We start from the raw sequence: 12638 nt of genomic DNA, 5'->3' as shown, positions 1-12638 counted from the left end.
CCGGCCGACTTAACGACTTCAGTCGTTCAGTCGGGGGTGAGACAGGGAAGTTCGTAACCTCACCCCGGGGACGTCAGGCGTCCCGAGCCCTCTCCGTCATCGGAGAGGGAGAAAGGACGAAGCTTTTTAAAAGTAATGTTTAGCGCCGGAAGCGTCACGATGGTATTTGCCAAATTCAGTTATATTTTTTAAAACATATTCAGCATCATAGACAGTGCCTTTACTACAAATTGTTTCACCAGTACCATCAACGCAGCATTGGCCGCAAATGTTAAAACCGCATTTCATATACCGCTCTAGGCTCATTTGGCAGGAAATTTTTTGCTTAATTGCAATTTCGGCAACCTTTTTCATCATCACTTCCGGCCCGCATGTATAAATGCAATCAAATTTATTTTCCTTAAGCAGTTCATTTAAAAGGTCAGTCGCAAAACCTTTAAACCCAAGGCTACCGTCGTCTGTTGCGATATGAACTTTAGCGCCCCATTTAGATAAAAGCTTCTCATACAACACTTCGTCTTTATTACGAGCGGCAATAATGCATTCAACTTCAATCTCTTTGTCAAGCGCCACTTGGGCTAACGATAAAATCGCCGGGGCGCCAACCCCTCCGCCAACTAATAAAATCTTTTTATATTTTTTTAAATCCCATGCTTCCCCATACGGCCCAAAATAACCGATGGTGTCACCAACTTTAAGTTCAAATAATTTATTGGTAAAAGGGCCAATCGCCTTGGCGGTAACAGCAAAACCGGTTTTAGTTTTATAAGCGACGCTAAAGGGTTTGGCGTCAATTTTAGGTATCCAAAGCATTATAAATTGAGCCGCTTGTGATTCTATTGGCGCATCGAACACGAAAGTTTTCATCACTGGGTTTTCATCTATAATCTCAGTGATAGTTACCGGAATTGGTAAATCAACTTTGGTGGGCCGCACCGATAAGGTCTGTAATTTTTTCATAGTTATGTTTTTGCATAAACGCTTCAATTTCTTTGCTAACTTTTTTAAAAATATCTTCGCCGCGGTAATACACGCCGGTGCCAATTGAAACTGCCCTGGCGCCAGCCATTATCATTTCTACTGCGTCTTCGCCTGTCAATACACCACCAATCCCTAAAATCGGAATTTTAACCGCTTTATAAATTTGAAAAACACATCCAACCGCTAATGGTTTTAAAGCTGGACCGGAGATTCCACCTGTTTGATTGGCTAAAATAGGGGAGCGGGTTGTAATATCAATTGCCATTCCCGGCCCGGCCGTATTAATAGCTGATATGCCGTCAGCCCCAGCCGCTTCAACAGCCTTAGCGATAATGGCTATATTGGCTACGTTTGGAGATAGCTTAATTAAAACAGGGATGTCAGTGCGGGATTTAACTTCTTTGGTAACTTGGGCGGATAAATCCGGGTCGCACGCAAAGGGTTTGCCCCACTCGTCATCAACGTTGGGACAAGATACATTAATCTCAAATAAGTCTGGTTTGGCTTCGCTTAATAGCTCAACTGTATCGCCGAATTCTTTGATTGTGCCATTAACCACATTAACTATCAACGGTGCATCACAAATTTTTTTAAATTCTTTGATTTTTTTTAAACTGTCTTGAGCGCCGGAATTGGATAAGCCAACGGCATTAAGCATGCCGTCGTGGTAGGTTAGCATGACCGGATTAGGATGGCCAGTCCGCGGGTTTTGGCTAATTGATTTTGTGGTAATAGCTCCGGCGCCGTTGTCTACCACGTTTTTCCACGATGCTGGTGTGACTCCTAAAATGCCCGATGCTAGAACTGTCGGGTTGTTTAGCTTTACGCCGCAAATGTCGGTTGATAAATCAATTGCCATTGTTAATTAAATTTCGGATTTTGACCCCTTAAAACATCTTCGATCTTTCTTACTTCTTCCCGACCAGACTCTGTAACAAATGCATTTTTGATCTCCGTAAGCTTTTCCGATAAAGTTCTTCTGTCATCTGGAGAAAGCACGTCAAATATCCATAGACAAAAATTCGCTTAACGTAGTTTTTCTCAGTAGGTTTCTCTCAAAAACAGATCGAGGGTCATCTTTTTTAGTGCTTTTATCCATTTTTCTACCAAGCTCTACCAAATGCCCACTAAATTCACGTTGGCTTAAGAAGTCAGGAAATTCAACATTGATTTTTTTTAGCACTTCATCGAGATTTATAACAACTGTCTCAAAATTTGGGTGTATCTCTGCAATTATTCTATCTACCTCTCTGTCAATCCTACCATTGTCATTTAAGAGTCCCGAAGCCGTAATACTAGCTGTTGCATACAAGTAGTCATTCAGCTGCTCGGCCGTAATATATGCGAGTTTGTCGGCCGTCATTTGCTGTAAAAGATTGACAAGTTCATCAATATCTTCCTGCGGGATATCTTCACCGTCATCATGAATTTTTGCAAAAAATGATATTTTTTCAAATATTTCACTATGTAGCGAGTTAACCTCCTCGCGTGGGGTGGGTTTATATTCTCTTTCTGGCATTTTACAAAATTAATTTATTTTTTAGCATCAGCGATTCTGGGCTCAAGCCAAGTAATTACTTGCTTGGCTCGGGTAACTACCATTTCGTTATCTGCCAGTTCAGCAACTTTTTCTAAATGATCTTTTAGCACTGCCATGTCTTTTGTTGGGATATCTGGGTGGGTGCTTGCAAATTCAGCTAAGCTGTCAACTAATTTTTTTTCTTTGACCCTTAAGTCATGTTCATCATACAGTAATCTTTTATTGGAATCACTTCGGGCCATCCAGCCTTCATATATATATTGGCACAATCTAATAATGTCATTAAATGACGGCGCTTCTTGATGTTCTCGGTTTGGGTTGGGCGCCCCTTCTTGGTTATGTGCCATCTAATTTTTTAACAATTGCTTTAACATTTTTTCTACTACCTGAGGACTTGCGGCACCTTTGGTTTCGCGCATGACTTGCCCGACAAAAAATTTCAACACCGTTTCTTTACCGGCCTTATATTGTTCTACTTGCCTTTCATTACTATCAATAATTGATTGAACCACTTCGGCTAGCTCTTCTTCACTTTCTATTTGGCTCAAACTTTGCTCTTCCATTATATGGGAAGGGTCTTTGCCTGTGGCCACCATTTCTTCCAATACCTTTTGGGCCGCGGCGGAATTTAATTGTTTAGTGTACACTAAGGTTATAAATTCAGCTAAGTTTTCAGGGTTTATTTTAGAGTCACTTAAAGAGATGCCCCTATCATCTAGCAATCTTAAATATTTGTTTAACATCCAATTGGATGCCAGTTTGGCAACCTGAATGCAATGTTTGTTTAAGGTCTCTTCTTCCGGCCCGCAAATTTCATCATGTTGGCTTAACCATTCGCGAAGTTCGGAAACTACTTGTTCAAAAAAATTGGCTAACGCCTTGGAGGCAACTAAGGTTTTAGCGTTATCGAGCGATATACCGTATTGTTTAGCAAAGCGGTTACGTTTAGCGGCCGGCAATTCTGGCAAACTCGCCATAATGGTTTTGACCTTGATTGGAGCGCTATCTAAGCTTAAATCTACTGGCGGTAAATCAGGTTCAGGGAAGTAGCGGTAATCAGCTTCAATTTCTTTTTCCCGCTGCAGTACGGTTTTGCCTTTGTCTTCGTCCCAGCCGCGAGTTGATTGTTGGGATGGCGGCTTGCCTTCATGCCATAATTTACTTTGTCGCTGAATTTCGTACTCTAACGAGCGTTCTACCGCCTTGAAAGAATTTAAATTTTTAATTTCAGTTTTCGGCGATAGGCTAGAGTACTCCTTAACCAAATCGATTGGTTGATTAGATAATGAAATGTTGGCGTCACAGCGCAAGTTGCCTTTTTCCATGTCAGCGTCAGAAATCTCCAAATAACGCATGATTCGTTGCAGGTCCTGTAAAAAAACTTTGGCTTCTGCCGGTGCCCTAAAATCAGGTTCAGTTACAATTTCAATCAGTGGCGTGCCGCCACGGTTGTAATCAATCAATGTGTCAGTACCTGAATGGATATTTTTAGCCGCGTCTTCTTCCATGTGAATGCGGTTAATCCGAATGGCGGTCTTTTTTTTATTGTGCGTAATTTCAAATTTTCCGCTTAAGGCAATCGGCTTTTCGTATTGGGAAATTTGATAGCCTTTGGGAAGATCTGGGTAAAAGTAATTCTTGCGGTCAAATTTGCTAAAGTCTTGAATTTCGCATCCTAAGGCTAGCCCGGCTTTAGCCGCAAAGGCTAAAGCGTCACGATTCATCACCGGCAAAACGCCAGGATGGCCCAAGCAAATAGGACAAATTAAAGTATTGGGTTTAGCGTTTTGAGCGTCGTTACTGCATGAACAAAACAGCTTAGTTTTAGTTTTAAGCTGTACGTGAATTTCTAAACCAATAATAGGGTATAGTTTCATAGTTGAGATTTTACAACTTGCCAAATATCATCTGCGACAGCTTCAATCGTTTGATTGCCGTTAACGGTATGCCACCCGTATTGTTTCGCTAAAAGCTGATAGTTTTTTCCGCACCGCCGCATTAATTCGTCATTAGATTCATGCAAATGATTTTTTTCTTTACCGCTAGAAAAAGGCTTCCCGTAAAGCAAAAGGGCAATATCTTCAGCCAGCAAGCCTTTATTTTGCTTTTCTAGTTTAGCCAAATCAGCCCCTTTGGTCAAACCCCAAGCCAAGCCGGTTCCAATATAGTCTTCGGCCACCATAGTTATGCCAGAATCAAGCATTTTTTTTAGCTTAGGTTCAAAATTCATTCTATTTTGGGCGTAAATCCCCTGAAGTTTGTATTCATCCATAGTTTGAATTTTACCGCTCCTCAATATCTCATTAAGTCGCGGCCCGGTAGGTTCTAAATCATAGATTGGATACTTAACATATTGAACCGGCCTTCCCAAGGATTTAATTTTTTCGACTAAAATGTTAGCCTGGGTGCTTTTACCAAGGCTATTAAGTCCGTACAAAACCATAAACTTACCCCTGCTCATGGCGTTGCGATAAAAGCTTCTTGCCACGGCCCGTAACCGGCCGGCGTATTAGTCCGGTTTTCGCGATAGCTAAAAATTGGTCCGGCGGCTAAATATCTCTTGCCGGTGTGGTCGGTATAAACAACTATGAGTAAATTAACTTTGTCGACTTGGCTAATTAAGCTGCCTAAAAACGTGCCTTCCTCACTTACTACCCGATGCATTTCTTCGCGTTGCAAAACATTAAATGAACTGTCAGTTAAACTGCCGATGGCGCGGTTAAACTCTAAATCGTACTCATTTATGAATTTGTAATCTTGCCACTCAAGCTCTTGGCCAGATAATTCTTTAAGGGAGATTTCCGTAACTTGTTTTAAGTGGTCAGATAAGTTAGTCAGCGTTTTAATTGCCGGAGAATTATCATTCACAATTTTTAGCAAAACTAATCCGTCGATTAGCATGTTAGTGTTGGCTAAAAGTTGGTTGTAGTAATTAATGCTTGGTTCAATGTAGCCAGTTTGGGCGGTTACCACGTCAGGCACTGTCAGGGGGGTAGTGTTTTGTGTTTCCACCGCCTGGGTTTCAATGATGGGCTCACTGCCCACAAATAGCCATGTGCCTAATGCGGTGTTTAAAGACTTATTGCGCCACAACGGTTGTTGCATAAATGTCGGGTAGCCTTCGACAAAGTTTTTTGTTAAGTTTTGATTGGCGAAAAGCGTGCTCCAAAATATGTTTTTATGCCAAGTCTGTTCATCAAATTTTGAAATTTCACCTTGCAGGGCGGAAATTTGGCTATCATAATTTTGATAATTACTAGACCCTTCGTTATTCAGTATAGACTTCACGCCATCCGCCCCTAAGACATTAGTGATATCCAACCCGGAAGCTGAACATCTGGCCAATTGGTTTTGGAGTTGGCAGGTAGTAAAGTGCCTCTGGCTTAACGGCACTTCGTTAATTAAATTGCCTACGTTAGGGTATGATAATTGGCTGAACAGGTAATCATTTGGTGTAAACGTATCGCGTAACAATTTCATTCCGCGCGTTTCGTTAGAGGCGCGTTGCCCGCCTTCAATTCGTAAAAATGAAATGTTATTTAAAGACTGCCTTAGTTGCTGAATGTTTTTCGAACCTTGCTCAAAGTCCTTAAATAATTCCTCCGCAAAAAAATCTTCGCCAAATTCTTGGGCCAAAACATCGGCAAATTCTAAGTACGACAGCTCCTGCTCCAGGCCCTTAAAAAAGGCGATGGTTTTGTAAACGCGTAACCAAGCGTTTTTAAGTAGTTGGTCGTCAGTGAAGTCTTGAGCAATTAAACTCGCGGCCACCATGTGTATTTTACTATCCTCTTCATCCAGTAGGCATTCAGGGCAGTCTTCGCTTTGGTAATTTATTAAAAAGGTTTTGTCGCTTAAATAACGAGCGGCGAGCCAAAAATTTTTTAATTTTTCCGAAGTTTGATATTCGGGCGGAATTTCGTAGATGGAATAATCGCTAGCGTACAAGAAAACAGGCGATTTTTGAGCGCCCCTGGGGCGAGTTTTAATTAATTCCAGCTCGTCATTGACTTGGCGTTCCAAATAGTCAGGTAATTGAATATCATAACGTAAACGATCTTGCGGAGTAAAACTTTTTGAATCTGGAGTAATTGAGCTGGTATTTTCATCAATTTGAAAATCTTGTGGCTGCAATAGCTTCAATGCAGTGGCGGCAAAAGCCATTTCCAAGCGGTTTCCCTCTAACAGCAAGTCATTACTTCTGGTTTGGTCGTTAAGCAAAAGCTCATAGCGGTTTTTAGCCTTAGTATAAAGCGATCTTAATACATCCCAAGTATTGTCAAAAAATGCATCCCTTTCAATTTGCTTATAGGCGTAGTGCAAAGCCAAACGGTAGTTAAAGCCAACTGCATCAGAGGTAACCAGCGCCGGCACTTCTAAGCCCCGTAAGCTTAAGTAAGCTTTTTGATAACTCGTACTTTGAAAGTCCTGGGCTTCAGTTAGGACCGTGAAGCCATTGTTGGCTAAGGGCTCCAAAACCGGGTCAAGATTTATTTTTCTGGAAATATCCCGATAGTTTTGCACGTCAGTTTTAATTGAAATAGGCAAAGTGTATCCAGGCGCTTGGGCAAATAGGCTTAGCGGAGTAGGTTTATAAAAATCAGCAAAAAAAATCTGTTCCAGCTGTTTGCCAATTATATTGAATCCGTTTTCAATAATATCAATATTGCCGCCGCTATCTGGTAATTGGTTTAACCGCCCGGGGGTATTCGCGTTAGTATTTTGGTTGGTATTGCTCGTTGGCTCATCAGGTTTTTTCGAACATCCAAAACCGACTGTCAATAAAAACACCGCTAAAAAAATTAAAGCCGTGAATTTTGGATTGATTTTATTTTCCACTACTGGCATATCTTTTTTCTCCTCGCTCCGATTCTGACAATTCATCAGCCTCTGAGGGCAAACCAGTAAAGTAGGGGAGAATAACAAGCTGGGCCACTCTATGCCCTTTTTCAATTTTATAATCTGAGTCAGAGGCATTTATCATGCTGCAAATATATTCGCCGCGATAATTGCTATCCATTACTCCGCCTATCACATGTAAGCCAGATCGGCCCATACTGCCACGGTCTTTAATAAACCCAACATAGCCTTCGGGAATTTCAACCGCCAAGCCAAATTTAATCAACCCATGTTTGCCAGCGGGAATAATTGAATCTTCAATGGCATATAAATCCAAGCCGGCGTCACCAGCATATGCTCGAGTCGGTAATTGAGCGTCCGGATGCAGCAACTTAACTTTGATTGGTTTAGGGCTTAGTTTGGGCATTTATTTTTTGCATGATGTTATCAATTTGAGAGTAAAATTCATCAATAGTACCATTGTTATTGACAGTAAAGGCGGCGTGTTCCATAACCTCATTAATTTGCAATTCAGATTCTTGCTTGGCTTCGGCCTGAAAGGCTTCCCAGGTTTTACTTTGGTCATCAGGGTTTTCATTACGGGTCGTGATTCTTTCATAGCGCGTTTTTAAATCAGCATTAATGGCGATTAAGAAAAAGTTCGGTAGATCCTTCAGGTACGTGATGTCTGGCAAGCGCCGGATACCGTCGATATAAATATAATTATGATTTGAGCGGTCAATATATGCGCGAATGGCTTTGGATAAGAACGCTTGGTCAAAATTTTCGCGCAACAGAGTAGATAATTTTTGTAAATTTTCTCGGTTTTTTTCAATGCCTAAAATATCGGCGATATTTCTTAGCGGATCTGAAAATCGCGCATAGTCAACATCATAATTTTTTTCAAGGTGTTCGAAAATTGTAGTTTTGCCAGCGGCGATATGACCACAAGCCCCGATTACTATAGCGCTCATTTTTTTTCTAATTTTAATTCATACTCTGGGCTGTATTGCCGATACTTGACCCCGGCTTCATCAAGTAATTTCCTTGAGGCAACCATGTTAGGCTGGTCGTGGTAACGGTCGCTCTCATAAATAATTTCTTTAATGCCGCTTTGAATTATAGTTTTAGCGCACTCATTGCAGGGGAATAGGTTAGTGTAAAGCGTGCAGCCCTGAGTCGGTTTGTTGGCGTTATAAATTGCATTTTCCTCAGCATGGATAACATAAGCATATTTTGTGTCTAAAAAATCTCCTTCGCGCGACCAGGGTAATTTATCATCGGAAATTCCACGCGGGAATCCGTTGTAACCAAGCGCTACCACAATTTTATTTCCGTCCACAATCACTGCCCCAACTTGGGAGTTGGGATCTTTAGATCGCTGGCCAATGAGGTTAGCGATTTGCATAAAGGCCTCATCCCAAGATAAGTAGTTGTCTCGTTTTTTTGCGGTCATTGAAGTAAATTATCTTTACTATTGTAGCAAAAATTACTGCCCAGGCAAAGCAAAAAAGCCCCAAAATGGGGCTTTGGCAAGTTATAAAGGGGTTTCTATTTTAATTCCCGGACCCATCGTGGCCGACAGGCTAATCGTTTTTACATACACACCTTTAGCGCTTTGAGGCTTATTTTTGATAATCGCTTCAAGCGCGGCTTGGTAATTTGCCGTTAAAGCTTTATCGTCAAATGAGACCTTACCGATTACCAAGTGAACATTGCCGGCGCTGTCATTTTTTACATCAATTTTACCTTTTTTGATTTGCTCAATCGCGTGCTTGATATCTTTAGTGACGGTTTCATTTTTAGGGCTTGGCATAAGGCCGCGGGGGCCTAAAATTTTGGCGATGCTGGCTAATTCCTTCATCATTTCCGGTTCAGCGACCGCGATATCAAAATCAATTTTACCTGATGTATTGATTTGCTGAATTAATTCTTTTCCGCCGGCAATATCAGCCCCAGCTTCTTTAGCGCTTTTTTCGTTCGCGGCGGAAACAAAAGCGGCAATGCGAAGCGATTTGCCAGTGCCGTGCGGCAAAACTACAGAGGTTCTTAATTGCTGGTCAGATTTGTCTGGATTAATACCTAATTTAACGTGTAATTCAACTGAACTATCGAACTTAGTGGTGGATGTTTTCTTAACCAATGCCATGGCGTCGGTTATAGAATAGAGTTTTTTTGGATCAACTAATTTAGTTGCCTCCTGATATTTTTTTGATCGTGGCATATAATTATTGCGGTTTATCCCGTTAGAAGTTAGAGTTAGGAGTAAATACGTTGAGAGATTTACTTTTACTTCTAACGGGGTGAATAACGCGCCAAGTTAAATTGGCGCTCCCGGCTTGATTATTAATTATTCAGTAATTTCTAATCCCATTTGCCTTGCGGTGCCTTCAATAATTTTTGCCGCGGCCTTGACATCATGGGCGTTTAAGTCGGCCATTTTTATCTCAGCGATTTCCTCTAATTGTTTTCTGGTAACTTTGCCAATTTTCTTTTGTAGTGGCTCACCTGAACCTTTTTTAATACCGGCCGCTTTTTTAAGCAAGTCAGATGCCGGTGGTGTTTTTAATACAAAATTAAACGTTCTATCTTCATAGATAGTAATTTCTACCGGAATTACATTACCGGCTTTGTCTTTAGTTTGTTCGTTAAACTGAGAACAAAATTCCCCGATATTAATGCCGTGAGGCCCCAAAGCAGTACCGACCGGAGGAGCCGGGTTGGCTTGACCGGCGGGAATTTGGACTTTGACTTTTGCTTTTACTTCTTTGGCCATATGTTTATAATTTTTTAACTTGTAATGAATCTAATTCCACTGGCGTTTCGCGGCCGAACATATTAACCAAAACTTTGAGCTTGCCGCGCGCTTCATCAATGTTGGAAATTTTACCTTCGTAACCTTTAAAGGGTCCGTCGGTAATCCTAACGGCCGTGTTAATTGTCAGATCAATTTTATATGTCGGCTCTTCCACGCCCATGCGCCGTTGCAGCTCTTTGATTTCTTTATCGTCAATTGGCGTCGGAATTGTGCCGGTACCGATAAACCCGGTTACGTTCGGTGTGTTACGCACTACGTACCAAGAGTTGTCGTCCACAACCATTTCCACCAACACATAGCCGGGAAAGATTTTTTCAGTCACGACTCGGCGCTTACCATTTTTAATTTTAATCTTTTTTTCAGTCGGTACTAAAACTTGGAAAATTTTATCTTTCATGTCCAGCGTTTCAATTCTTTGCTCCATGCTACGTTTCACATTTTCTTCATAGCCAGAATAAGTATGAATCACATACCAACGTTTACCGCGCTGAACTGTCTGTTTAGCCATATTTACCGAGTTAGAAATTCATTTATTATTTATAGTTTGTATGTACTTACCCTCGTTATTTCTAACAGGGTTAAATAATTCGTTCTAATCCTAAATTTAAGATGTAGTCAACTAAGCCTAAAAAAGTCGCTACCGCAAGGCTTATCACGACTACTAATATAGTATGCTGAATCGTCTTTTGCCGAGTTGGCCAGGCCACCTTAGCCAATTCTTCCCTGGCTTCACGTAAATATTTGAATAATTTTTTCACCCCGTTAGAAATTAATGTAAATTAAGAGTATTTTTTACGCTCCCGTTATTTCTAACGGGGCAAGTTTTTGGATTTTAAAAAGACCTCGGGCGGTCTTTATCTGAAACAAGTATAGAGGAGCCGCGTGTTTTTGTCAATAGCAGTTATTGACAGGTTAATGCAATGGGAGTATTACGAGAATAGAGGAGGAACTAGCCATGCCGGGCAAACCGAAGGGTGTTTGCGTAAGCTGCGTTACGTTAACTTGCACAGAGGTTGCAAGAAAACTGGCGCAGCTTGACCAGAAACCAACCAGTTTCACGGTTGAGATGCTTCGCGCTTGGTATATGGGTATTTTGGCCGCCCGAAATGGGACCCGATGCCCAAGAAAATACCCTGAGCGGTGCATCACCGCCGATCATATGGCCAAGTACGGCCGCCCGTAACGACGCCACTGACTTGGAGGAATCAGTGGCGTTCGACTTTTCATTAGCTATGTGATAAAACAGCCATGGAGGAAAAAAGTGAACCGAAAAGTATGTTCTCACTGTAACCAACGCCAAGCCACGGCTGTGCGTCATAATTTGTGCTGGACTTGCTTCTTGGTTACGGCCCATGTCATTTTGGAGCTGTGGTCAAGGAACGGTCCGCACGCTAACTTCATGGGCGATCCCAAGGTTTCTGTCACCCTGCCTAGATCGGACGTTCATTTGTCCTATCCGGTTTGCAGAGTATGCATCAGAGAAACCGGTCACCGTCCGCGTGATAAGTATGGAGACCCCGTGGATCGTCATGACTATACCTAAAACACCGCAGACTTGGAGGCCCTGCGGTGTTGCTGTTCTTGGAAAGATTTTAGATGTCAAGATTTTTTACGTTTTTGGCGTGAGTTTGAATAAAACGCTTGCGCGGTTCAACTTCAGAGCCCATCAAAATATCAAAAACTTCATCAGCTTTAGCGGCATCAGTAATAGTCACTTGCTTCATTACTCTATGCTCCGGCGACATAGTTGTCTCCCAAAGCTGCTCTGGGTTCATCTCCCCTAGGCCTTTGTATCGTTGAATATTTAATTTCACCCCGCTAACTTCAGCGAGCTCGCCAACGCCACGTTCGCCCACATTTTCTTCTTCGTCCGGGCTAGCTTCAACCTCAACACTTTTGGTAGGCTTGGCTGACTCTTTCTTTTTATCTTCTTTGGCCAATTTTTCTTTAAGCTTTTCTAGCTGATCATCGCTATACGCGTAATGCAAAGCATTTCCTTTTTTGACTGAATAAAGTGGCGGTTGGGCGATATATAAATGGCCTTGAGTGATAATGTCGGGAAAATGGCGGAAAAAAATAGTTAAAAGTAAAGTTCGGATATGAGAACCATCAACGTCGGCATCAGTCATGATCACAACTTTATGGTAGCGTAATTTTTCGACGTCAAACTGTTCTCCAATATTTGTACCCAAAGCAATGACTAGGGATTTAATTTCGTTATTGGCAAGCATTTTATCCAATCTCGCACGTTCTACGTTTAATATCTTACCGCGTAAAGGTAAAATAGCTTGATGTTCACGGTCACGGCCTTGCTTAGCTGAACCACCAGCCGAATCGCCTTCAACAATAAATAATTCAGAAGCGCTGGCGTCACGCGAGGAGCAATCGGCTAATTTACCCGGCAAGGTAAAGCCTTCCAAGGCGCCCTTGCGTAGCACAGTTTCGCGCGCAGCGCGGGCG

The 12638-nt window shown here is 41.9% G+C and carries 15 protein-coding genes; all 15 read right to left on the bottom strand.

Annotated features, from left to right (window positions below; all coding sequences use genetic code 11):
- Nucleotides 1-126: 126 nt before the first annotated feature.
- Entirely contained in the window at nt 127-960 is an 834-nt protein-coding gene (locus tag COT81_00085; protein PIS05631.1) for a dihydroorotate dehydrogenase electron transfer subunit, read from the bottom strand.
- Nucleotides 917-1840 (bottom strand): dihydroorotate dehydrogenase, encoded by a 924-nt coding sequence (locus COT81_00080; protein PIS05630.1) that lies wholly within the window; start codon nt 1838-1840, stop codon nt 917-919. The genes COT81_00085 and COT81_00080 overlap by 44 nt, the downstream gene beginning before the upstream one ends.
- Nucleotides 1841-1981: 141 nt before the next feature.
- A complete protein-coding gene (locus COT81_00075) occupies nt 1982-2500 on the bottom strand; it encodes a hypothetical protein (protein PIS05629.1) in 519 nt (172 codons plus the stop codon).
- Nucleotides 2501-2514: 14 nt separating this feature from the next.
- On the bottom strand, nt 2515-2868 hold the full coding sequence (locus COT81_00070) for a hypothetical protein (protein PIS05628.1): 354 nt from the start codon (nt 2866-2868) through the stop codon (nt 2515-2517).
- Complete coding sequence (locus COT81_00065; GenBank protein PIS05627.1) at nt 2869-4398, bottom strand: Asp-tRNA(Asn)/Glu-tRNA(Gln) amidotransferase subunit GatB; 1530 nt, start codon at nt 4396-4398, stop codon at nt 2869-2871.
- Nucleotides 4395-4982 (bottom strand): hypothetical protein, encoded by a 588-nt coding sequence (locus COT81_00060; protein ID PIS05626.1) that lies wholly within the window; start codon nt 4980-4982, stop codon nt 4395-4397. Before COT81_00060 ends, COT81_00065 begins: the two co-directional genes overlap by 4 nt.
- Nucleotides 4979-7405, bottom strand: a complete 2427-nt coding sequence (locus tag COT81_00055) for a hypothetical protein (protein PIS05625.1) — start codon at nt 7403-7405, stop codon at nt 4979-4981. The genes COT81_00060 and COT81_00055 overlap by 4 nt, the downstream gene beginning before the upstream one ends.
- Nucleotides 7350-7787, bottom strand: a complete 438-nt coding sequence (locus COT81_00050; GenBank protein ID PIS05624.1) for a dUTP diphosphatase — start codon at nt 7785-7787, stop codon at nt 7350-7352. The genes COT81_00055 and COT81_00050 overlap by 56 nt, the downstream gene beginning before the upstream one ends.
- Nucleotides 7768-8334 carry a hypothetical protein gene (locus tag COT81_00045; protein PIS05623.1) on the bottom strand — a complete coding sequence of 189 codons (567 nt, stop codon included), beginning with the start codon at nt 8332-8334 and terminating at the stop codon, nt 7768-7770. The genes COT81_00050 and COT81_00045 overlap by 20 nt, the downstream gene beginning before the upstream one ends.
- Nucleotides 8331-8816 carry a cytidine deaminase gene (locus tag COT81_00040; protein ID PIS05622.1) on the bottom strand — a complete coding sequence of 162 codons (486 nt, stop codon included), beginning with the start codon at nt 8814-8816 and terminating at the stop codon, nt 8331-8333. Before COT81_00040 ends, COT81_00045 begins: the two co-directional genes overlap by 4 nt.
- Nucleotides 8817-8897: 81 nt before the next feature.
- Nucleotides 8898-9584: a 50S ribosomal protein L1 gene (gene rplA / locus COT81_00035; GenBank protein PIS05621.1), complete on the bottom strand. Its 687-nt coding sequence runs from the start codon at nt 9582-9584 to the stop codon at nt 8898-8900.
- 126 nt (nt 9585-9710) lie between these two features.
- Nucleotides 9711-10136, bottom strand: a complete 426-nt coding sequence (gene rplK / locus COT81_00030) for a 50S ribosomal protein L11 (GenBank protein ID PIS05620.1) — start codon at nt 10134-10136, stop codon at nt 9711-9713.
- A 4-nt stretch (nt 10137-10140) separates the two neighbouring features.
- Nucleotides 10141-10686 (bottom strand): transcription termination/antitermination protein NusG, encoded by a 546-nt coding sequence (locus COT81_00025; GenBank protein PIS05619.1) that lies wholly within the window; start codon nt 10684-10686, stop codon nt 10141-10143.
- 70 nt (nt 10687-10756) lie between these two features.
- On the bottom strand, nt 10757-10936 hold the full coding sequence (locus COT81_00020; protein PIS05618.1) for a preprotein translocase subunit SecE: 180 nt from the start codon (nt 10934-10936) through the stop codon (nt 10757-10759).
- 834 nt (nt 10937-11770) lie between these two features.
- A partial coding sequence (locus COT81_00015; GenBank protein ID PIS05646.1) for a DNA topoisomerase IV subunit B occupies nt 11771-12638 on the bottom strand: 868 nt, incomplete at its 5' end.

Source organism: Candidatus Buchananbacteria bacterium CG10_big_fil_rev_8_21_14_0_10_42_9 (genome assembly GCA_002773845.1).
Taxonomy (GTDB): Bacteria; Patescibacteriota; Patescibacteriia; order Buchananbacterales; family 21-14-0-10-42-9; genus 21-14-0-10-42-9.
The sequence above is the reverse complement of the archived record's forward strand: the minus strand, read 5'-3'. Positions and strand labels throughout refer to the sequence as shown.